Consider the following 20,933-nt stretch of genomic DNA (forward strand, 5'->3'; position numbering starts at 1 on the left):
AACGCCTTGCTCCAGCATGACGGATCAAATTTGGGTGCCAATAAACAAAAGGCTCTAAACGTTTCACGGGATTATGGCTAACCTATTGTCCATAAAGGACTATGAACGATTTTTCAATGCAACAGAACCACTTTTTATGCTCTCCTACACAGATAATTTTTTATAAACATGAGTAATTTCTTGCCCATTCCACACGTAACAATAGTGTGATCCTTGCCGCACAGGAGACAATATACGAGGTCGGAAAATAGCAACACATTCTCCTCCAGGAAATCGTACGCTATCATATACAATGCCATTCGATCCGGTATTGCGTAATTTCTTTGCCATAGTTTGAGCATTCGTATAACAACCCGGATCAAGGACATAAATTTCTGGTATTTCGGATTGTAGTTTCCGAATATCATGCAAACTTGTATCCAGATCAGAAGCGTAACTTCGCATATCAATTTCAATTGGGGGTTCTTTCGTCGCCGATAGAAACAAAGTTCGGTGAAATCGAGTCTCTGCTATAGCCGTATCAGTATTCTGAGCAGCATAGTAAACACCATAGCTTCCATCAGTAAAACGGCTTCCCACAGGATTAAGATGCGTAAAAGCCGCCATAATCGGAGTAGTTCCAGGGCCTGTAACACGTTCATTAGGAGGCACAAGAGAAATCTCACCTGCTTCATCCCGCACACGATTATTTGTAAGAGCCTCGATCTCAACAACAACATCAAGATCTTCCGGCTCTGCTACACGATCAAACAAGCCAACCGGAGGAAACCTGCTAGAAACCAGTCTCCAGCAAGGCATCCAGTTTATGTGACTTATTGGCGGAAGATAGCTCATGACCAACCGCGCTGTCCATCAAGATATTGGCGAACAATATACAAATCAGCAACTTTGCCTGTGAGCATGCGCTCAAGCGCAGATTTACCTTGAAAAGGTAATGCTGAGTTAGGGCGCTTTATCCATTGGTCGGCAGATTCTGGTTTTGGTAACAAAACCTGTAGCGCCTTATAGATACCAAAAATATAGGAGAGTCTTTCTAATTTGTCCCTATTAAGATTGGCCGCTTCAGGATGCTTCTTCCATTTAAAATACGTGCTCCGCGAATCTAGTCCTAATAAGGTCATGGATTCATTAGCATTAAGATTCCATGTGTCCATTATATTAAAAAAAGCCCGTAAGGCACTTTTTGAAACTTTGGCATTCTCAGCCTGAACTTGATCTTGTGTAACTGATAACATAATCTGTCTCCAATATTTAAGTTTATATGTAGACTATATTCATATAATAGTACATTTATATACTTTTATCAATTAGGATATTTATGCTCTAATCAAATGAGATTAAGAATGTGTTTTTACTATTGATAAATACATTATCAATAGTAAAGTAGGATTAAATTTTGTTTTTCATTTTTCTCAATTCAAGCTATAATTAATCTAGCTAATCTGGCTTAGGTAGGAAATATTATGGATGAGTGGCGTATTGCAGATGCAAAAAATAAATTTAGTGAATTGTTCAATAATGCACTAACTGGAAAAATTCAAATTGTGCATCGCCGGGACGGTGATGTGGTTATTCTTTCCCGCAATGAATATGAGCGGTTGGTTGGGCAGAAGAAAAGTTTTAAGCAATATATTCTATCTCCACCCTATGAAATCGACCCATTAGATGATATGCGTGATAAAAGTCCAATGCGGTCAGTTGATCTATGAGGGTGTTATTGGATGCATGCGTGTTATCCGAACTCTATAAGCCAGAACCATTGATTACAGTTTATGAAGCTGTTAATAATGTTCCAGATGAACATCTGTACCTAAGCGTTATTACAATAGGAGAAATCGGCAAAGGTATTGCGCTTTTGCCAGATAATCAGCGCAAACAGTCATTATTACAATGGTTCACAACAATTGAGCACGAATATGCTGAGCGCCTATTACCGATCACTGCAGAAACAGCTGCGATATGGGGAAAAATAACCGCGAAAGCGCAACAAGATGGTTTTATTATTTCTGCCAGTGATGGCCTCATTGCGGCAACCGCCTTGCAGCATGGCTTGCATCTTATGACTCGGAATGTGAAGGATTTTGAGCCGACTCATGTCATGCTGGTTAATCCGTGGATTAAAGAGGAATTGTAATATGATAAATCTCATTACTACCAGCAATCGCGCGCTTACCGCAAAAGAATTTCAGGTTGCTTTATCAAATTCCATTAAGTAGGATATTATCCTACTGATTGAAATATTGGAGGAAATAAAAAATGAAGCACACCGATAAAGCAGAAAAAATCAGTATTACACTTCCACCTGATATGTTAAATATTATTAGAGAAAAAGTGAAAGACGGCGCTTATGCTTCCACGAGTGAGGTTATTCGTGAAGCCATGCGTTTATGGCAAAGGCAAGAAGAAGAACATAGTGCAATACTTGCTTCTATTAAAGCGCGTCTGGAACAATCTGCGCATAGTGGTGAACCTGTTTCACTGGATAGGGTATTTGAAAAGCTTGAGCAACTTCATCAGCAACGCATAAGTGCGACAAGCGATGAAAAACTATGAAGTGTATCTGACGCCTGATGCTATTAAAGACCTGACTGATATTTATGAATATATAACTGAGAAGAGTGAACTTCCTGAAGTCGCGTGGGCATACCTAGAAAAATTACGCCAAAAGTGTCATGGCCTTAGAACAACACCTTTAATAGGGCAACAGCGTAATGATTTGCGCAAGAATCTCAGAATTATTGCCATTGATAAAAATGCTGTTGTGGCTTTCGAGATTAACGAAGATAAACAAATTGTAACGATCCTTAATATCTTTTATGGCGGCAGAGATTATGAAACGATTATGGGTAGTGAAACGCCACGGAAAGATGATGAATTAGATACATAACATGACAGATATTATGGTTCTGTTGCAAAAAATCCGTATTTCAGCTTAGTATGGGTTTTTGGGGTGTGGAGAAAAGCAATGACCGACTTCAAATGGCGTCATTACCAAGGGGATGTGATTCTGGGTTGTGTTAGATGGTACTGCAAATACGGGATTAGCTATCGTGAACTGGAAGAAATGATGCTGGAACGTGGATTTGAAGTAGACCATACAACGCTATATCGTTGGGTTCAGCACTTTGCGCCGGAGATGGAGAAGCGTTTGCGGTGGTACTACAAGCCGACCATGGGATTCAGTTGGCGAGTGGATGAGACCTATGTGAAGGTCAAAGGGAAATGGGCGTATTTGTACCGGGTTATTGATAAGCACGGTGATACGATTGATTTCTATCTTTCGCCTACCCGCAATAAGAAAGCGGCCAAACGGTTTCTAGGCAAAGCCCTCAAATCTATAAAACCATGGGCGCATCCGCAGACAATCAATACAGACAAGGCACCGACTTTCAGCCCCGCCATTAATGAATTAAAGGAAGAGGGAAAATGCTCAAAGGATATGGCACACCGACAGGTTAAATATTTGAACAATATTATTGAAGCTGATCACGGCAAGCTCAAACGACTCATAAAACCAACGCTTGGTTTCAAGTCCATGAAAACGGCCTATGCAACGATCAAAGGCTTCGAACTCATGCGCATGTTCAAAAAAGGACAGATGGAAATCTGGAAATCTGGGCAAGGTCTCACAGGAGAAATCCGTCTTATTGAAAGACAATTCGGTATTTACAATACATAGTCAATAGTATCAAAGATGTAACTATAAACACATTCATTTTTTGCAACAGAGCCGATATGACTATCTATCGTTCTATCCGAAACGACTCTCTGATCCTGATAAATCAAATCCATCAGTTTCGAACGCGAAAAAATCCGTCCAGGCTGTTGATACAAAGCATTGAATAATTGAAACTCTACCGCGGTCAATTCGACTTCCACATCATCGTACTGTACCTTGAAACTTTGTGGATCCAGCTTGAGAGTTTGTGCTACAGGTTGCGTCGCTGGTGGTTGCAACCGACGCAATACCGCTTTCACACGTGCGACCATTTCTCTTGGACTGAAAGGCTTGCAAATATAATCATCCGCCCCTATTTCCAAACCCAGCAAACGATCCACTTCTTCAATCCGGGCAGTCACGATAATGATCGGTATTTGACTAAAACTACGAATATCCCTGCATATATCCAAACCGTCCCTCCCCGGCACCATCAAATCAAGCAATATCAGATCGACAGCATTGTCTTTTAGCCAGGGCACAACCTCGAGCCCCTTGTCCAAGCAACTGGTTTGAAAACCAGCATGCTGCAAATAGTCGGCTTCCAGGCGTGCCAATTTGGGCTCGTCCTCGACGATTAGAATACGGTTCATGGCGCAATAGGTAGCGTAATTCGAACGGCAAGCCCGCCGAGCGGAGAATGTAAGGCCACAAGCGCTCCTCCATGTGCTTTGACGATGTTGTTGCAGATAGCCAACCCCAATCCGGCTCCGCCCAAATACCGATTACGTGAATTATCGACACGATAGAAACGCTCAAACAGATGATCGATATCCTGCTCAGATACACCCGGGCTGCTATCAGCAAACTCTATCACCAATCCACCTTCGGCATGATGGGTAGTGATCTCCAATTGACCGTCCTGATCCGTATGGTTCAGGCTATTTGTGAGTAAGTTACGGAATAATTGCGACATTCGGTCCGGGTCTGCGTTAATAAGTAGGGTTTTGGATACTCGGTTAAGCCATTTAACACGAATCGTCTTATTATTAAATTCTGGCATAAAGGCCGCAAGATCTTCCTGCAGAATGATCACAGGATCAAGCAGTACCTTACGATAGCGCAAAGCGCCCTGATCAGATAAAGCCAACTGATAAAGATCCTCTGTTAAACGGTTGAGCCGCATGACGTCACTTGACAGTGATTTGATCGCTTCTTGCGTAAGTGGTCGTATCCCATCCATGATTGCTTCAAGCTCACCTCGCAATACAGAAAGCGGTGTGCGCAGCTCATGAGAAATATCCGCCACCCACCGTCTGCGACTCTGTTCAGCCTGCTCCAGCGCTGCAGCCATATCATTGAAATTGCGAGCCAATTTTCCCATTTCGTCGTTGGATTCTACCGGCAGCCTGGCTTTGTAATCCCCCACCGCGAGTCTTTGAGCTGCTGCTGTAATACGCTTCAATGGCCGCCCCAGATGGTAGGCCAAAAACCAGGCGATCAATGCGGACAACACCACCATGAACAAGGCAACCCAGAAGAATAGTTTGGCTTGTCGTTCCATAAAATAAATATCACTGGCTTGACTGACCGGCTTCCCCGGCAAAAGCCCGAGATAGCCTACCGTTTCAAAGTCATGCTGAATGGCATACAAACGTAACTGAGGAATCAGCTCTTCTCGTCCAAACAATATGGTTTTGTCCCTATCCAACAACATTACACGCAATCCAAAAGGTGGCCACCTCTGGTTTGCTTTTTCAGGTAATGTTGCGGGTGGCCAATGGTGATCGGGCTCACGCTGCGCTTGCTTAATGATCCATTTAGGCGGGTGATGCCGATGCGGATCTGCACGCCACAACAGCGAAATCCAACGAAGTTTATTTTCTACCAGGTTTTCCCAGCCAAGATGATCGGCATAATACTCTTCTAATACATCGATAATTTTATCTACTCGTTCCTGCTGTCTTTTTTCGACAAACTCCGCAAACCCCTTTTCCAATGACCACCGTGAAAAAAAATGCATACCCATGACGACCAATAAAGTCGTCAATAAAAAAGTCAAAAATAGTTTGACCCGGATAGACATGGTTCACTAATTACGGTTTTACTGCAAAAAATATTCTGTAAGATTGAAATAGGATTGCCTGGTTTACCCCAAAATAAATAATCATGGGTTAAATCTAAGGACACAATAAAATAACGAAAATATAGCAATGTTATTGTCTTGCGCGAATGTGCAAAAAATATGAATTCGATTGGTTGAAATTTCAGACAAACAAAAAACTATCGCTCATACTTATTTTCTAGCATTAACTTTCCAATCTTAGATCTTTGGTAAGATGCCAATTAACTATTCACAAAAAACAATCAATCGACTCATGCAGCCAGCGTCGACTTATTATGGCCAAAAATCGGCATTATTCCATTTTCACATTTCACACACTGTGAATTTTTCCCTCGCATGGATAATTCATCAATAACTCATAGAGGTCTTTAATGATTCGTGAAAATTTGATCAAGGCCATGATAGCGCTTGTCGTTTTCGTTCTTGTCATGTCGGTACTTGGCTATCTATTCGAAGCAGAACTGACCGTAGCCACTGACTGGTTGGTTAGTCGAATTGGTTTTCTAGGTCTCTGCCTGATTTTATTGGTAACGGATACCCTGGTCACCCCATTCCCCCCCGATATCCTGTTGTTGGTCATTGCAAAGAGCCCGCTTGCACAGTATTGGTCAACGTATGTCTTGGTACTCGGCATAGTTTCTAGTATTGCTGGCATGCTGGGTTGGGGTATTGGTCGCCGGCTAGGCCATCTTGAATTTGTGAAACGCAATCTCGGTGAATTCAAAGAGGATCACCGTGAATTTATACGTCGCTATGGATACTGGGCAGTCGCCATCGGTTCGATTACGCCGTTTCCCTTCTCCCTCACCTGTTGGGCTGCTGGTGTAATGGGGTTACGCGGGATTACGGTCTTTTTGGCCGCCCTGACATTCCGGATTCCACGTTTTTTCCTGTATTACTGGTTGATTGCCTATACCGGCAACTGGTTCTGATAAAAACTTTATCCAGTCCAAATTAATTAGGTGCAACTTCGATAATACACAATCTCAAAGCAGCGCCTACCCATTATCTGACCCTAAATCGTTATTTGCTTTGGCGTTCAGTTCTAATGGTTCCACTGACTCTAAACGACGTTCATCCCACAAAGGAACGCCAAATACATCATGAATAAAATAATAGGCTACCGGAACACCCAACACCATTCCCCACAAACCAAAGGTATGGTAAGCCACCAACAAAATTATTAAGACCAGCACTGGATTGAGCTTGAGATGTTTACCGTAAATCAAAGGATTCAGACCGTAAGCTTCAATAATATGAATAACAGTAATCATCACTACGACTGCGATGGCTAAAGTCAGCCCTCCCGTATTCAATGCAACCAGCACCATAGGCGTAGTAGATATGAACACGCCCAGTACAGGAATAAAGCTACAAACGAAAACGATCAGAGATAAAAGCGCAACTGACGGGATGCCCAGTACCATTAATCCGATCAACGTCAGAAAAGTATTGACGCAAGCGATCATAGCTTGTGCTTGAATCGCGCGTCCAACCACGTAAGCAAAACGAATTACGGGCTGCGCTGTCTCTTGATAAAAATCCCGCAAACGTGAATCGTGCAGACTTTTCATTAAACTACCCAAGCGGATACTATCGAAGAGAATCAGAAAGCTGAATAATAAGGCCAACAAGATCGTCCCAGTCCCCTGATAAAGATGGTTGATCAGTTTAGGCAAATGTTCGCTGACCTTCCCCACTTGCTTGGTTACAAGTGAATTCATCAGCAATTCTGCTTCCCTGTCGTAATATTTTTTTAGTTTCTCACGTGTTGCCTCGGAAATATCATCATCGATGGCATGTTCTGGATCAACGTCGCTGGCAAGTTGGATAGACTGTTTATACACACTGAGATCGGCATCGATAATTCGTAGGGTATTTTCATCCAGTACACTCCGCATATAGCCATGCAAAGAGCGCTCTATACCAGGATATTTGCTACCGATATCGCGCTCCAGTTCTATCAATTTCAACTGCACCTCGCTGAAGTTATCCAAAAATCGGTTAGCTTCACCAATCACGCTAGGGGTAACGTAGCGGACAAAACTTCCCAGGACAATCAGAAAAAAAATATAAACTAGCGTCAACGACAAGCGGTAGGGCAACTTCAATCTATTTTGGCCGATACGAACCAGCGGTGTGGCAATGAAAGCAAGTACAAACGTAATTAAAATCAACCCGAAAAAGTCATTCAGTATCCACAGCAGACCGATCAAAATCAGCCAAATGATAATCCGTCGGTTGTTTTCGTAAAAACTATTTAAACTGAATGACATAAATATTAAAGATTCTTTAAGTAATGAGTGTTGCACAAAATTAAAAGGGCAAGTTATGACCACAGGTCAGTAAATAATTATTAAAGGATTACACACCTGAGCCACCGCCAATTTCAAGTTATTTATCTTTTTGGTAACATTGACTATCAGGCGGAATCTTGACTTCAGCAAACCTTGCCTACTGACAAAAGTATACTGGTTTTGACGCAACTTTAGTTGTGGATCCTTATCTGCAACTTTTCCATGATCAATGCCCTGCCTCTGGCCATGCTGAGCGCTTAATAAATTACCCAGAAACTGTTTTTTATTCAGAAGAGCTAAAAAAACTACTAGCGTAGTTGGATATAATACGGCCTATTTGTTTCACTCAAAATCAAACCAACACTCTGATTTATGCATAGCGAACCTCTTCTTCTGTACTTAATACTCCTTCCATTCATGGGAAGTATTTTTGCTGCGTTGCTGCCGACAAATGCACGCAATGCGGAAGCATGGCTAGCGGGGTTCGTGACCATAACTACATTGTTTATTGTCGCCTACCTTCACCCATGGGTCGCAGATGGGGGTGTTGCACGCTACGCGATCGAATGGTTGCCTGAGCTCGGTCTAAACTTTACGCTCAGGCTCGATGGTTTTGCATGGATGTTTTCCATACTGATCACTGGCATTGGTTTCCTTGTGGTGCTGTATGCGCGCTATTACATGTCGCCAAAGGATCCGGTACCACGTTTTTTTTCTTTCTTGCTCGCATTCATGGGCGCTATGCAGGGAATGGTAATTTCAGGAAACCTCATTTGCCTAGCGATCTTCTGGGAGCTCACCAGCATTTTCTCATTCCTTCTAATCGGCTATTGGCACCACAATGCAACTGCACGTGATAGTGCGCGCATGGCTTTGATCATTACCGGTACGGGTGGACTGTGTTTGTTTGCTGGCCTGATCATCATCGGACATATTGTTGGCAGCTACGAACTGGACGATGTGCTGGTTGCGGGTGACAAGATACGCCAGCACGATCTCTATACCCTCGCTCTCCTACTCATCCTAATGGGAGCGCTGACCAAGAGCGCACAATTTCCATTTCATTTTTGGCTACCTAATGCCATGTCTGCGCCAACCCCTGTATCGGCTTATCTGCATTCAGCAACTATGGTCAAAGCGGGGGTGTTTCTTCTAGCACGGTTTTGGCCAGTCATGTCTGGTACTGACGAGTGGTTCTTTATCGTCGGTCTTGCAGGCATGAGTACGCTGTTACTTGGTGCATTTTTTGCAATTTTTCAACAAGACTTGAAAGGCTTGCTCGCCTATTCGACCATTAGCCACTTAGGGTTGATCACCACCCTACTCAGCCTTGGTAGCCCGCTCGCAGCCGTAGCGGCTATTTTTCACATGATTAATCATGCGACGTTCAAGGCTTCCCTATTTATGGCGGCCGGCATCATCGATCATGAGGCCGGCACGCGCGACATGCGCAAGCTCAGCGGTCTTTTTAGCTTCTTACCGATTACCGCAACATTGGCGATGGTAGCAAGCGCGGCCATGGCTGGCGTACCCCTACTCAATGGCTTTCTGTCAAAAGAAATGTTTTTTTCTGAAACTCTAGAACAACATAGAGCCTCGTTATTGGACGGCGTTGCACCTTACGCCGCTACGATTGCAAGCGCGTTTGCGGTTACTTATTCTATACGCTTTATCCATACGGTTTTCTTTGGAGCTAAACCAGCTAATTTACCGCGCAAGCCACACGAGCCACCACGGTGGATGCGGTTACCGATAGAGTTTCTCGTGCTCGTTTGTCTTATTGTAGGCATCATCCCTGGCCTCACTATCGGCCCCTACTTACATACTGCCGTAGTATCCGTGTTGGGTGAACGCACACCTGAATATAGTCTTGCTGTCTGGCATGGCATCAATACGCCCCTGATCATGAGCGTGGTTGCGCTTACTTCCGGTATACTTTTCTATCTAGCACTTCGGAAATATTTGGCACAAGGACTAGATGGCCCTCCAGTCATTCGCAGCTTCAAGGGAAAGCGCATCTTCGAGCAGATTCTTGTGACGATCTCCTGGCGTTGGGCGCGTTGGATTGAAACACATTTTGGTACGCAACGCTTACAGCCGCAGCTTCGGCTGGTAGTTTTCATTGCCTTCGCTGCCGGGTTCTGGCCATTTTATACTGCAAATTATCATTTTAATCTACCTGTATTTGCTGACATCGATCCCATCTTTGCGCTCGTTTGGTGCATCGGTATTGCCTGCGCACTTGGGGCTGCCTATCAAGCAAAATACCACCGGCTAGCTGCGCTGATCTTGATGAGTGGTGCGGGCCTGGTCACTTGTATTACCTTTATCTGGTTTTCAGCTCCCGATCTCGCTCTCACGCAGCTTCTGGTTGAGATTGTAACGACCATCCTTATCTTGCTCGGCCTCCGTTGGTTACCGAAGCGGCGTGAAATAGTCTTTAAAGACACGTTGACAGACCATATCCGCAGATATCGCGATTTCTTCCTTGCAGCTGCTTGTGGGGGAGGCATGGCGATGATTGCCTATATCACGATGACAAGTCCTTTGCCCAGCTCGATCTCCAGCTACTTCCTGGAGCACGCCTACCCGAAAGGTGGCGGAACCAACGTCGTCAACGTCATCTTGGTCGATTTCCGCGGATTCGATACATTCGGTGAGATTACGGTGTTAGGTATCGTGGCGCTTTCGATTTTCGCATTGCTGCGACGATTCCGTCCTGCACCCGACAGTATAGAGATACCCGAGCAACAACGTATACAGAATGCTTATGATAAAGCACATGCTGACCGCGAAGATGGCGAGACGGTGCGTGACTATTTGAAAGTAGCGTCCGTTATCATGCAGTGGATGTTTCCATGTATCATCCTGTTAGCGGCCTATCTCTTCCTGCGTGGCCACGATTTACCAGGCGGGGGATTCGCTGCCGGAATCACGATGGCAACCGGTTTCCTGCTCCTCTATATCGCTGGCGGTACGCGCTGGATGGAAGACCGTTTGCATATGCTTCCTATGCGCTGGATTGCTTTTGGACTGCTACTCGCAGTTTTGACCGGAATGGGATCCTGGCTGATTGGATTTCCCTTTCTTACCTCCTATTTTCAATATATGGAAGTGCCATTCATTGGAAAAATTCCCATTGCTACCGCACTGCTCTTCGATCTTGGCGTATTTGCACTGGTGGTTGGCGCAACCGCCCTAATTCTTATTGCACTGGCTCATCAGTCGATCCGCAGTCACCGCTCACGAACAACCGAGACCACAAAACGGGAGGAGAACACCTGATGGAGCTAATCCTATCTCTAGGCATTGGTGTATTAGTTGGATCGGGAACATGGCTACTTTTCCGCCCGCGTACCTATCAAGTCATCATAGGCTTAGCGCTGCTTTCCTACGCGATTAACCTGTTCATCTTCAGCATGGGGCGGCTTACGGTAAATGCTCCCCCCGTCATCCAACCGGGCACCGAAATCGACCCTGCCGCTTTTGCAGATCCCATCCCGCAAGCTCTCGTGCTCACAGCAATAGTGATCGGTTTTGCCACGACAGCACTCTTTCTTGTCGTTCTACTGGCCACTCGCGGTCTGACAGGGACCGATCACGTCGATGGAAAGGAAGATGACAGATGATCTTGACTTCTGAACATCTCATTATCGTTCCGATTCTCGCCCCATTTATAGTTGGCGTACTCCTCCTATTCGTTGAAGACAGTAGGCGGCGCTTCAAGGCGGGTGTATCGATTTTTACGGCAGCCACATTGCTTTTTGTATCAATTGAACTCCTGAAAATTTCACACGCTGATGGGGGACGAGTCATCGTTTATCTGCTTGGCGACTGGCCTTCTCCTTTTGCCATCAATTTAGTACTCGATCGCTTGTCGGCAATGATGCTCGTACTCACATCAGTACTTGCAATTCCCTCACTGATCTTTTCACTCGGGCGCTGGCAAAAAGCGGGTCTACATTTCAACGCCTTATTTATGTTTCTTCTCATGGGCTTGAATGGCGCATTCCTTACCGGAGATCTATTCAATCTCTTTGTATTTTTCGAAGTAATGCTTGCCGCATCCTATGGCTTAGCGCTGCACGGCTCTGGCATGCTGCGGGTGAAAGCCGGTCTGCACTATATCGCCATCAATCTCACGGCTTCGCTACTATTCCTAATCGGTGTTTCCTTGATTTATGGCGTAACAGGCACGCTCAATATGGCTGACCTAGCTATACGCATCCCGCAAATTATCGAAGATAACCGCATACTATTGGAAACGGGTATTGCCATTCTCGGGGTAGCATTCCTCATCAAGGCTGGCATGTGGCCATTAGGTTTCTGGTTACCTACAACCTATACCTCTGCATCGGCACCCGTCGCGGCTATATTTGCCATCATGAGCAAGGTTGGCATTTATATACTATTACGCTTGTCACTCCTTTTTTACGGAGAAGAGCAGGATGGTCTCGATGGTTTCGGATCACAGCTACTCCTCTACGGCGGGCTGATAACCATCATTTTTGGCAGCATCGGTGTACTGGCCTCCCAATCGCTTGGCCGGCTGGCCGGTTACTCAGTGTTGGTTTCATCTGGTACCTTGCTGGCAGCCACCGGCCTCACGCAAATCGATATCACGGCTAGCGCGCTATTTTATTTAGTCAGCTCCACGCTCACGATCAGTGCGTTTTTCATGCTGATCGAACTCGTAGAGAAGGGGCAAAACGCGTTTACGAGCGTTTTGGCCGTTACTATGGAGGCCTTCGGAGAAAGCGAAGAAGAGGAAGAGGATGAGGAAATAGTCGGCGTTGCAATTCCAGGAGCGATTGCGATACTCGGCATCAGCTTTGCTGCCTGCAGTATCTTGCTAGCAGGTTTACCACCGCTATCTGGTTTTATAGCAAAATTCGCTATTCTCACAGCCATTATTAACCCCGAAGGATTGGGTCAAGGTGGTACGATCTCATCAACCTCATGGTGGTTTATTGCATTGCTCATTCTTTCAGGTCTATCTGCTCTGATTGCCTTGGTTCGCGCCGGAATACGCACATTTTGGGCGCCAATAACCGCTCTCGTCCCGCGGGTGCTTCTCACCGAGATTGTTCCAGTCATCCTATTGCTGCTCATGGCGCTGGTGCTTACTATCCAGGCGGGGCCAATCATGGGCTTCATGGAAGCAACCGCGGTTAGTCTGCATAACCCAAGCGCTTATATCGAAGGGGTGTTAGAAGCGCCGCAAGCGACATCATGGCAAGCAGAACAAGATAAATGAACAAAATACTTCCTTATCCACTACTGATCATCTTTCTAATCATAATGTGGTTGTCACTGACCAGTTTCACATTAGGCCAACTACTCATCGCAACGATCGTCGCATTAATAGCTGCACAAGCTATGGCCGCTCTTCAACCTGCAAAAGCGCGACTCAAACGCTGGAAATCATTACTCAAACTCACTGGTATCGTCCTCCACGATATCGTGCGCTCTAACATCGCTGTAACAAAGATCATCCTACAAGGGAACAAGCGGGCAAGAAAATCTGGGTTCATGACCATTCCGCTCGATTTGCGCGATCCGACAGGCCTCACCGCACTTGCGATTATCATAACGAGCACGCCCGGCACAGCCTGGCTAGACTATAATTCTGCACGTGGAATATTATTACTTCATATTTTTGATCTTGTAGACGAGACCGTCTGGCTTGATCTCATCAAGAATCGCTACGAACGTCTTTTACTGGAGATATTTGAATGAGTACTGCTATCCTTTATTGGGCGATCATGTTTGCTCAAACTGCGCTAGTAGCCGCCATGCTGCTTGCTTTGACGCGAATGATCAAGGGACCGCGTGCGCAAGATCGTGTACTCGGACTCGACACACTCTACGTTAATTCTATGTTACTGCTACTCGTTTTCGGTATACGCACTGGCAATACGCTCTATTTCGAAGCATCACTGATTATCGCTATACTAGGTTTTGTAGCAACCGTGGCGCTGGCCAAATTCCTGATGCGCGGCGAGGTCATCGAATGAATCACCTTGCAGACCTTCCTTTTTGGGCAGCATGGCTTGTTGCCGCTTTCCTCTTTATCGGGGGAAGCCTGACGCTCATCGGTTCATTCGGATTATACCGCCTGCGTAGCTTCTATGATCGTATCCACGCACCGACACTGGGCACAAGCTGGGGAACAGCGGCTGTCGTATTGGCGTCGATTATCTGCTTTAGCGTTTTACAATCCAGACCGGTCTTTCAAGAAATTCTAGTCGGGATTTTCGTCACAATTACAACACCTGTTACCCTGATGTTGCTTGGCCGTGCAGCACTTTACCGCGATCGTTCAGAAAACAATCCGAATGTGCCCGCTGTAGATCCTCCCGAGGGTATACTTGATCAGCCAAAAATGGGAGACAAACTCGAATCTGTTGAACAATGCTCAAGTAAGCATGAGTAGTGATCGCTATAAGGCTATCAAATTGCCGCTTAACCCGAGGCTTTTCAGTAGTTAAGCGCCTAAGCTAGTCGTTGTGCAAAATTATATATGTAGTGTAAATCACAACTTGAGCGGCAGTAGCTCGTTCGTCTCGGTCTATTTATTGTTGTTTTATTAGAATTTATGGAATGGATTACTGATCCACAATTATGGGTGGCTCTAGCGACGCTGACAGCATTAGAAATCGTTCTGGGCGTTGATAATATTATTTTTATCTCAATATTATGCGGTCGCTTACCTGAGCACCAACGTGCAAAAGCACGCACCATTGGGCTCATGCTCGCGATGCTCACACGCATAGCACTCCTGTTCACCTTATCTTGGTTCATGACCTTGACCGAACCGCTGCTTACCATTTTTAGCAAAGCAATTTCTTGGCGCGATTTAATCCTGATCGGAGGCGGTTTGTTTTTGCTATGGAAAAGTGTGCATGAGATCCATAACTCCTTGGAATATAACGATGCTCGGGATACCGATACCGCGATCGTGACAACCGCATCATTTGGCGCAATCATTGCGCAAATTGCTGTCATCGATATCGTGTTCTCTCTCGACTCGGTCATTACCGCAGTCGGTATGGTCAACGAATTATCGATCATGGTTATTGCTATCGTAATTGCTGTGAGTGTCATGCTGTTTGCAGCCGGACCAATTGGCAATTTCGTTGACCGTCATCCAACTATCAAAATGTTAGCGCTGGCATTCCTGATTCTGGTTGGCTTTGCACTAATAGGAGAAGGCTGGGATCTGCATATCCCGAAAGGTTACATCTATTTTGCTATGGCATTCTCCGTAGCGGTGGAAATTCTAAATTTGCGGATGCGCGCAAATCGCCGCACAGTAGAACTCAATAAGAGCTTACCAAAATAAACTCAGTATTATCGAATGAGATCATCTGATTGGCGTTTATAGCGTATGTCGCGACATTACGTTGCCTTCGCGCGCTACCAGCAAAAATTAGCTGTCAACAATTCGCTCGAATATTTTATAACCTGCTATATAGGTACCCAGTGCTGAGCCTATCGACGTAAGTATGAATATGAGCAAAATTCGCGTTACTCGATTTTGCCACCATCCCTTCAGACTGGTCGCATCACTTCTGAGACGACTAAAATCAATTACCTTAGGTTTTCTCAGGTAAGTCTCAACAAAGGCTGCGAACATTCCAACCCCTGTCATAGGATCCAGTGAAGTAATTGGTGACGCTAAAAAAGCGGTCAAGATGGTAAGTGGATGGGCAAGCACTACGGCAGCACCTAGTGCAGATAAGCCACCATGTATCAGGATCCAGTCCGTCAGCATAGCCATGCCTATATCGGGACTACGCATAAATCCTATTGTAAAGCCGGTCAGCACCAATACCACGATGACCCAAGGGAAAAATTTAAACCAGCTTATAGACTTTGGAATAACATCAAGTTGTTGAATTGTCTTATCAGGATCAGGGATACTCGCACTCTTCAATATCCGTTCAATTCCCTTCATATGTCCAGCGCCCACTACAGCAAGGGTATGTTTATAGTGATTTTCAGCATTCTCCTTCAGCAGCCGCGCCGACATGTACTCATCGCGCTCGTTGATCAAAGGTTTAAATAAATGCTTTTGATTTTCTGCAAACTGTGAGAAAGCGCTCTCTAGAACATCACCTTCTTTCAATCGTTCTATTTCTTCCGCGCTCACCGTTTCTCTAGACATGATACTAGTCAGCAGACCGCCATATAACTCTACCCTTCTCCACCAGGGCATTTGGTGGTAGATACGTTTCAGAGTAATACCAATCTCCCGATCAATCAGCAATACAGGAAGTTTTGCAGCTGCGGCATCTTTAATAGCCGTTTTCATTTCTGCGCCCGGTTCGATTCCTAGCTTTTCAGCAGTGCGTTGCTGAAATGCGCCTAACGCGAGACTTGCTGCCACCATGCTCACTTGGCCTTTCCGAATAATCTGAAAAAGATCCATTTGACTTAATAAATCCGGATTGACGATAGCATTGTGACGGCTCGGGCATAATTCAATAGCAACAGCATCAAATTCACCCGTAGCAATGAGCTCTTTTACTTTATCTGCACTCGCTTGGGAAACATGTGCAGTCCCAAGGAGGGTAATTTTGTGACTCCCCACCTCAATCGTTTTGAGCAGGCCTGTCTCAACTCTGTGTGTATTTTGTATAGATGAATCGAGGTATTCTTGTTTTAATTCAGGCATGAGATGATGAACGCTTTATCTGTGAAGGTTGTATAAGATTTAATTCTGCTTTTACAGCTAACATGACTAACATTGCCGGTGACACATGAAGCTATTTGTTCATACATGATTATCCATGATTGAAAAAAATAGCCAAGTATCGGTTAAAAATCTCTTCAATGCTACTGACCAGATTTCGTGATGCCATATACTTTCATCCGATAGGCAAGCGTTGAAGGCTTGATCCCAAGCAACTCAGCCGCACCCTCTCGGCCTGATATACGCCAGTTCGTATGCCGCAAAACAGCTATCATATTCATCCTTTCTTTTTCGCGGAAAATTGCATCGGTCACGAATGCCTCTGTTTCCAAGGGCGTCGATAGGGAGGGTTTCTCGACTTGATTATCGCTGGACATAGCAAGATCCAATCTGAGGCGGTGATCTTTTGACAAAATGACCGCGCGCTCAATGATATTTTTCAGCTCCCTGATATTACCAGGCCAGTCATAGTTTGTTAGGTTGTCTAGCTGCTGCCGGGTCAACTGCATGGGCTCTCGCCCCAATTCTAAACAAATGTTGTTTAAAAACTGAATGGCGAGTGGTCCGATATCTTGAACACGCTCCCGCAACGGCGGCACTTCGATAGGGAAAATGCTTAGGCGATAATACAAATCTTTACGAAACCGCCCCGCCTCGACTTCTGCTTTCAAATCACGATTCGTAGCGGCAATGATACGCACATCCACTTTAATCGTCTTATCATCACCCACACGCTCAAATTCATGTTCTTGCAATGCGCGCAACAGCTTGCCTTGCAAATCCAGAGGAATTTCACCCACTTCATCAAGGAAAAGCGTCCCGCCCGCCGCTAGATGCAAGCGCCCCACCCGGTCGCGATGGGCACCCGTGAACGATCCACGAACATGCCCAAAAAATTCACTCTCAAAAAGATCCTTAGGAATAGAAGCACAGTTGACTTTCACCAACGGCATGTCAGCTCGCGCACTGTTGGCATGAATCGCACGTGCCACCATTTCCTTACCCACACCGGATTCCCCTAGAATGAGAACACTCGTGGATGTCTTAGCAACAGCTTCGATCTGCGCCAAGGTACGTTTCAAGGCCTGGCTTTCGCCAATAATTTCACCAAAGTTAAGCGTGACATTGATCTCGTCTCGCAGATAATCCCGTTCTCGCTCGAGCAAATCTTTCAGGATTTTTATTTGAGCGAAGGCAGCTTCACGTTGCTGCTCGTTCTTCCGGCGCTCCGAAATGTCACGGAAGACAACCACCGCCCCTTTGAGCACCCCCTCTTCTCGAATCGGCGTGCTGGTATACTCGACAGGAACAGACGTCCCATCCGTATGCCAAAAAAACTCGTCATCTCCTCTGTGCACTTTACCATCGGTGAAAGCGGCGTAAATTGGACATTCGCTGCTAGGATAGGGTCTGCCATCTGGATAGGAGTGATGGTGAATCGCATGCAATGATTTACCAATCACATCTTCAGCACGCCAGCCGAGTATCTGCGTGGCCGCTTCATTGACAAACGTTGTATTGCCTTGACAATCTACGCCATAGATTCCTTCCCCTACTGAATTCAGAATCAATTCGTGCGTTGTTTGGAGTTGGTTGAGCTTGTCTATTGCTTGACAATATTCGGTCGTTTCAGTGAATAGCAGTAGTGTATGCGGCCTTTCGTTCGAGATTGACTGAATGCGCCAGGCCGACAACAACCCCCTGAGGCGCTCCGGTGCCGCTTTTGTTTCTGCCAAGGAAACCGGCTTCCGATTGATCACACCCTCCTGCCGCATCACCTGCCTGATCTGATCCATAAGAGAGGGCTCGCCTGCCAAATTGAATAATTCTTCCACCGGCACAGCGATTGCTTCGACTGCGGTTAAGCCAAGGTATACACGCCATACGTCATTGAGTTCTCTGCAAATGAATGTATCGTCGATCACCCCAGCAAATAGTGGCGAGCCACAAAACAGCGCACTAAAGGTATCCATTTCTTTCAGCAATTCACAAATTTTTATGAATTATGTCACAAAAATTTGTGAATCTTAAATTCCCAATAGTCTTATTAAATAATATTAATTTAATAATCAAACAGTTAATCTTTGGCATGATTATTGTATCTATTCAAGTAATCATTCTATATCCTATAGCAGCAAATAATGACGTATTGCCTCAACAGCAAGGAAAGATCGCGTATGAAACAGATAATTCTAATCAGCCTCCTTTTGATGATATCCGCAGCAAAGGCTTCCTCAAGCGTTCCGGACACCATGGCAGAACGTGTCAAGGCCTGCACGATCTGCCATGGTGACGCAGGTCGAATTGAACAGCATGATTATTATCCGCGTATAGATGGAAAACCCTCGGGCTATCTTCTCAATCAATTACGTAATTTCAGGGATGGTCGGCGCCACTATCAACCGATGGCTCATTTGCTGGAAAATATGTCGGATGATTATCTGTCAGAAATCGCACATTATTTCGCCACGCTTAGCAGACCATTCCCAGCGCCTGAATCGATCGATATGTCCCCCGATGAAATCAAAACTGCGGAGCAGCTTATTCAGGCTGGCAATCCAGCAAAAGCTATCCCAGCCTGCAGTGACTGCCATGGTAAAAATTTGATGGGTACCGAACCCGCCATTCCCGGATTGCTCGGCTTGCCACGCGCCTATATCGCCGCACAATTTGGCAGCTGGCGAAATGGAGGGTGGATGCGCGGCCAATCCTCTGATTGCATGCCAGAAATTGCTCAAAAGTTGACTGATAATGAAGTGAACGCCATCGCAAAATGGCTGGCGACCCAGCCCGTATCGGGAAAAACGAATCCAATCGATATACGTTCAAGCGAACTGGCACATCGGTGCAACCATGTCCCTCGCGAGGACGGCATGTCCCAAAAGCTGCCCACTCCATTGGATTCGGAGCAACATTTACTGGGTGCCTATTTAACCCGTGCAGGAAATTGTATGGGCTGCCATACCGCACCAGGTGGGTTACCATTTGCGGGCGGGCGGCAATTATCGACTTCATTCGGTATTTTCGTTACGCCAAACATCACGCCTGATAAAGAAACTGGAATAGGCGGGTGGTCTGAGGAAGATTTTTGGGGCGCACTGCACCAAGGTAAATCCCGCGACGGTCGACTGCTCTACCCTGCTTTTCCTTATACGGAATACACCAAAGTAACCCGGCAGGATGCCAATGCAATCTTCGCCTATCTGCAAGCCTTACCCGCCATCTCTCAAACCAATCCACCGAATCAAATTCGATTTCCCTTCAATTTCAGGCCACTGCTGGCTATCTGGCGCGCATTGTATTTCAAGGAAGGGGTCTACACGCCTGACCCCACCCAAAATGATGAATGGAACCGAGGCGCCTATCTGGTACAGGGATTGGGTCATTGCAATGCCTGCCATACAAATCGCAACGCGTTCGGAGCGAGCGAAGATAGCGGACTAACCGGAGGGCAAATGATGAGTGCAAATTGGTATGCCCCTTCTTTGATCTTGCCGCAAGAAGCCGGTAGCGGTAATTGGTCCGTCGAGGAAATTATCGAATTACTCGCAACCGGCGTATCGGCACGCGCAACCGCTTCTGGCCCAATGGCGACGATCATTCGGCAAAGCTTGCAGCATCTGTCAACAGAAGATATTCGCGCTATGGCCGTGTATCTCAAATCTATAGCAGAAGATAGCACAACCCGCATGCCCTCGGTCAAATCAGAAAATCGTGATGATGATCTAGCCCAAGGGAGGCAACTATATGAAAAACACTGCCAGGATTGTCATGGTGCCTCCGGTCAAGGTGTACCCGGTATCTATCCGCCGCTAGCCAATAATCGAAGTGTATTGATGGCTTCTCCTTTGAATGCAATACACATTGTGCTAAACGGCGGTTATCCGGCCACCACAGTTGAAAATCCTCGCCCCTATGGGATGCCGCCGTTTCAACAAATCCTTCGCAATGAAGAAATTGCACTCATCGTGTCCTTTATCAGGAATGCATGGGGCAATAAGGCGAGCCGGGTCAACCCGGCAGAAGTCGATCGGAGCAGAGGAAAACGGTCATAGCTTTAGGGGGTCTCTACAAATTGAGTGTTTTAAACAAAACGAGGCAAGCACAAAAAATATTGTGCGCAGCATATGATGGATATGTAACGAAACATTTTTT

20 protein-coding genes and 2 pseudogenes are annotated in these 20,933 nt (G+C 45.7%); 15 read left to right on the top strand and 7 right to left on the bottom strand.

The genetic code is table 11. The features are described from left to right. Window positions 1-144: 144 nt before the first annotated feature. Window positions 145-753: an RES family NAD+ phosphorylase gene (locus C8R30_RS12470; RefSeq protein WP_239654083.1), complete on the bottom strand. Its 609-nt coding sequence runs from the start codon at window positions 751-753 to the stop codon at window positions 145-147. A gap of 77 nt (window positions 754-830) precedes the next feature. Further along, the gene (locus C8R30_RS12475; RefSeq protein WP_090671552.1) at window positions 831-1,235 is read right to left on the bottom strand and encodes an MbcA/ParS/Xre antitoxin family protein; all 405 of its coding nucleotides are present in this window, start codon (window positions 1,233-1,235) and stop codon (window positions 831-833) included. Between the two features lie 228 nt (window positions 1,236-1,463). Here C8R30_RS12475 and C8R30_RS12480 point away from each other — a divergent pair, with 228 nt between their 5' ends. The 5 genes from C8R30_RS12480 to C8R30_RS12500 all read left to right on the top strand — a co-directional run bounded on the left by C8R30_RS12480 (window position 1,464) and on the right by C8R30_RS12500 (window position 3,679). Beyond that, window positions 1,464-1,709 carry a type II toxin-antitoxin system prevent-host-death family antitoxin gene (locus C8R30_RS12480; protein WP_090671549.1) on the top strand — a complete coding sequence of 82 codons (246 nt, stop codon included), beginning with the start codon at window positions 1,464-1,466 and terminating at the stop codon, window positions 1,707-1,709. Further along, window positions 1,706-2,134: a type II toxin-antitoxin system VapC family toxin gene (locus tag C8R30_RS12485; RefSeq protein ID WP_107790242.1), complete on the top strand. Its 429-nt coding sequence runs from the start codon at window positions 1,706-1,708 to the stop codon at window positions 2,132-2,134. Before C8R30_RS12480 ends, C8R30_RS12485 begins: the two co-directional genes overlap by 4 nt. Before the next feature lie 122 nt (window positions 2,135-2,256). Then, window positions 2,257-2,553 (top strand): type II toxin-antitoxin system ParD family antitoxin, encoded by a 297-nt coding sequence (locus C8R30_RS12490; RefSeq protein WP_090671543.1) that lies wholly within the window; start codon window positions 2,257-2,259, stop codon window positions 2,551-2,553. Continuing rightward, window positions 2,540-2,887 carry a type II toxin-antitoxin system RelE/ParE family toxin gene (locus C8R30_RS12495; RefSeq protein ID WP_090671540.1) on the top strand — a complete coding sequence of 116 codons (348 nt, stop codon included), beginning with the start codon at window positions 2,540-2,542 and terminating at the stop codon, window positions 2,885-2,887. The genes C8R30_RS12490 and C8R30_RS12495 overlap by 14 nt, the downstream gene beginning before the upstream one ends. Before the next feature lie 78 nt (window positions 2,888-2,965). Then, the gene (locus C8R30_RS12500) at window positions 2,966-3,679 is read left to right on the top strand and encodes an IS6 family transposase (protein ID WP_090671537.1); all 714 of its coding nucleotides are present in this window, start codon (window positions 2,966-2,968) and stop codon (window positions 3,677-3,679) included. Here the strand turns inward: C8R30_RS12500 and C8R30_RS12505 are convergent. Both C8R30_RS12505 and C8R30_RS12510 read right to left on the bottom strand, forming a co-directional pair. Next, window positions 3,667-4,311: a response regulator gene (locus tag C8R30_RS12505; protein ID WP_107790243.1), complete on the bottom strand. Its 645-nt coding sequence runs from the start codon at window positions 4,309-4,311 to the stop codon at window positions 3,667-3,669. The two genes, C8R30_RS12500 and C8R30_RS12505, sit on opposite strands and share 13 nt — an antisense overlap. Beyond that, window positions 4,308-5,744, bottom strand: coding sequence for an ATP-binding protein (locus tag C8R30_RS12510; protein WP_107790244.1), 1,437 nt, complete (start codon window positions 5,742-5,744; stop codon window positions 4,308-4,310). Before C8R30_RS12510 ends, C8R30_RS12505 begins: the two co-directional genes overlap by 4 nt. Before the next feature lie 410 nt (window positions 5,745-6,154). On the opposite strand from C8R30_RS12510, the gene C8R30_RS12515 reads away from it, so the two are divergent. Continuing rightward, entirely contained in the window at window positions 6,155-6,715 is a 561-nt protein-coding gene (locus C8R30_RS12515) for a YqaA family protein (RefSeq protein ID WP_107790245.1), read from the top strand. Window positions 6,716-6,781: 66 nt separating this feature from the next. Here the strand turns inward: C8R30_RS12515 and C8R30_RS12520 are convergent, their stop codons facing one another. Next, window positions 6,782-8,059 carry an AI-2E family transporter gene (locus C8R30_RS12520; protein WP_107790246.1) on the bottom strand — a complete coding sequence of 426 codons (1,278 nt, stop codon included), beginning with the start codon at window positions 8,057-8,059 and terminating at the stop codon, window positions 6,782-6,784. Between the two features lie 393 nt (window positions 8,060-8,452). Here C8R30_RS12520 and C8R30_RS12525 point away from each other — a divergent pair, with 393 nt between their 5' ends. From C8R30_RS12525 to C8R30_RS12555, 7 genes are all read left to right on the top strand, one after another. Continuing rightward, a complete protein-coding gene (locus C8R30_RS12525; protein WP_107790247.1) occupies window positions 8,453-11,365 on the top strand; it encodes a monovalent cation/H+ antiporter subunit A in 2,913 nt (970 codons plus the stop codon). Next, a complete protein-coding gene (locus C8R30_RS12530; protein ID WP_090671521.1) occupies window positions 11,365-11,709 on the top strand; it encodes a Na+/H+ antiporter subunit C in 345 nt (114 codons plus the stop codon). The genes C8R30_RS12525 and C8R30_RS12530 overlap by 1 nt, the downstream gene beginning before the upstream one ends. After that, window positions 11,706-13,337 carry a monovalent cation/H+ antiporter subunit D gene (locus tag C8R30_RS12535; protein WP_090671518.1) on the top strand — a complete coding sequence of 544 codons (1,632 nt, stop codon included), beginning with the start codon at window positions 11,706-11,708 and terminating at the stop codon, window positions 13,335-13,337. The genes C8R30_RS12530 and C8R30_RS12535 overlap by 4 nt, the downstream gene beginning before the upstream one ends. After that, on the top strand, window positions 13,334-13,819 hold the full coding sequence (locus tag C8R30_RS12540) for a Na+/H+ antiporter subunit E (RefSeq protein ID WP_090671515.1): 486 nt from the start codon (window positions 13,334-13,336) through the stop codon (window positions 13,817-13,819). Before C8R30_RS12535 ends, C8R30_RS12540 begins: the two co-directional genes overlap by 4 nt. Next, entirely contained in the window at window positions 13,816-14,097 is a 282-nt protein-coding gene (locus C8R30_RS12545; RefSeq protein ID WP_090671512.1) for a K+/H+ antiporter subunit F, read from the top strand. The genes C8R30_RS12540 and C8R30_RS12545 overlap by 4 nt, the downstream gene beginning before the upstream one ends. Further along, window positions 14,094-14,516, top strand: coding sequence for a monovalent cation/H(+) antiporter subunit G (gene mnhG, locus C8R30_RS12550; protein WP_090671509.1), 423 nt, complete (start codon window positions 14,094-14,096; stop codon window positions 14,514-14,516). The genes C8R30_RS12545 and mnhG overlap by 4 nt, the downstream gene beginning before the upstream one ends. Window positions 14,517-14,678: 162 nt before the next feature. Beyond that, window positions 14,679-15,425 carry a TerC family protein gene (locus C8R30_RS12555; RefSeq protein WP_090671506.1) on the top strand — a complete coding sequence of 249 codons (747 nt, stop codon included), beginning with the start codon at window positions 14,679-14,681 and terminating at the stop codon, window positions 15,423-15,425. Window positions 15,426-15,512: 87 nt separating this feature from the next. Here the strand turns inward: C8R30_RS12555 and C8R30_RS12560 are convergent, their stop codons facing one another. Then, entirely contained in the window at window positions 15,513-16,760 is a 1,248-nt protein-coding gene (locus C8R30_RS12560; protein ID WP_090671503.1) for a TraB/GumN family protein, read from the bottom strand. Between the two features lie 161 nt (window positions 16,761-16,921). Continuing rightward, window positions 16,922-18,751 carry a sigma 54-interacting transcriptional regulator gene (locus C8R30_RS12565; protein ID WP_090671501.1) on the bottom strand — a complete coding sequence of 610 codons (1,830 nt, stop codon included), beginning with the start codon at window positions 18,749-18,751 and terminating at the stop codon, window positions 16,922-16,924. A 534-nt stretch (window positions 18,752-19,285) separates the two neighbouring features. Between C8R30_RS12565 and C8R30_RS16705 the strand changes: the two are divergent. Together C8R30_RS16705 and C8R30_RS16710 are read left to right on the top strand one after the other, a co-directional pair. After that, a pseudogene (locus tag C8R30_RS16705) lies at window positions 19,286-19,546 on the top strand (c-type cytochrome); the annotation flags it as partial. Window positions 19,547-19,699: 153 nt separating this feature from the next. Further along, window positions 19,700-20,833 (top strand): annotated as a pseudogene (locus tag C8R30_RS16710) (c-type cytochrome); the annotation flags it as partial. Window positions 20,834-20,933 lie beyond the last annotated feature (100 nt).

This window comes from Nitrosomonas nitrosa, from assembly GCF_003051105.1.
In the GTDB taxonomy this organism is placed as follows: domain Bacteria; phylum Pseudomonadota; class Gammaproteobacteria; order Burkholderiales; family Nitrosomonadaceae; genus Nitrosomonas; species Nitrosomonas nitrosa.

Excerpts from the sequence above, each read along its gene's own strand:
- C8R30_RS12475 (WP_090671552.1), bottom strand. The coding sequence starts at position 1,235 with ATGTTATCAGTTACACAAGATCAAGTTCAGGCTGAGAATGCCAAAGTT.
- C8R30_RS12525 (WP_107790247.1), top strand. The coding sequence starts at position 8,453 with ATGCATAGCGAACCTCTTCTTCTGTACTTAATACTCCTTCCATTCATG.
- mnhG (WP_090671509.1), top strand. The coding sequence starts at position 14,094 with ATGAATCACCTTGCAGACCTTCCTTTTTGGGCAGCATGGCTTGTTGCC.
- C8R30_RS12555 (WP_090671506.1), top strand. The coding sequence starts at position 14,679 with ATGGAATGGATTACTGATCCACAATTATGGGTGGCTCTAGCGACGCTG.
- C8R30_RS12530 (WP_090671521.1), top strand. The coding sequence starts at position 11,365 with ATGGAGCTAATCCTATCTCTAGGCATTGGTGTATTAGTTGGATCGGGA.
- C8R30_RS12515 (WP_107790245.1), top strand. The coding sequence starts at position 6,155 with ATGATTCGTGAAAATTTGATCAAGGCCATGATAGCGCTTGTCGTTTTC.
- C8R30_RS12500 (WP_090671537.1), top strand. The coding sequence starts at position 2,966 with ATGACCGACTTCAAATGGCGTCATTACCAAGGGGATGTGATTCTGGGT.
- C8R30_RS12510 (WP_107790244.1), bottom strand. The coding sequence starts at position 5,744 with ATGTCTATCCGGGTCAAACTATTTTTGACTTTTTTATTGACGACTTTA.
- C8R30_RS12565 (WP_090671501.1), bottom strand. The coding sequence starts at position 18,751 with ATGGATACCTTTAGTGCGCTGTTTTGTGGCTCGCCACTATTTGCTGGG.
- C8R30_RS12545 (WP_090671512.1), top strand. The coding sequence starts at position 13,816 with ATGAGTACTGCTATCCTTTATTGGGCGATCATGTTTGCTCAAACTGCG.
- C8R30_RS12480 (WP_090671549.1), top strand. The coding sequence starts at position 1,464 with ATGGATGAGTGGCGTATTGCAGATGCAAAAAATAAATTTAGTGAATTG.
- C8R30_RS12520 (WP_107790246.1), bottom strand. The coding sequence starts at position 8,059 with ATGTCATTCAGTTTAAATAGTTTTTACGAAAACAACCGACGGATTATC.
- C8R30_RS12560 (WP_090671503.1), bottom strand. The coding sequence starts at position 16,760 with ATGCCTGAATTAAAACAAGAATACCTCGATTCATCTATACAAAATACA.
- C8R30_RS12535 (WP_090671518.1), top strand. The coding sequence starts at position 11,706 with ATGATCTTGACTTCTGAACATCTCATTATCGTTCCGATTCTCGCCCCA.
- C8R30_RS12490 (WP_090671543.1), top strand. The coding sequence starts at position 2,257 with ATGAAGCACACCGATAAAGCAGAAAAAATCAGTATTACACTTCCACCT.
- C8R30_RS12485 (WP_107790242.1), top strand. The coding sequence starts at position 1,706 with ATGAGGGTGTTATTGGATGCATGCGTGTTATCCGAACTCTATAAGCCA.
- C8R30_RS12505 (WP_107790243.1), bottom strand. The coding sequence starts at position 4,311 with ATGAACCGTATTCTAATCGTCGAGGACGAGCCCAAATTGGCACGCCTG.
- C8R30_RS12495 (WP_090671540.1), top strand. The coding sequence starts at position 2,540 with ATGAAAAACTATGAAGTGTATCTGACGCCTGATGCTATTAAAGACCTG.
- C8R30_RS12540 (WP_090671515.1), top strand. The coding sequence starts at position 13,334 with ATGAACAAAATACTTCCTTATCCACTACTGATCATCTTTCTAATCATA.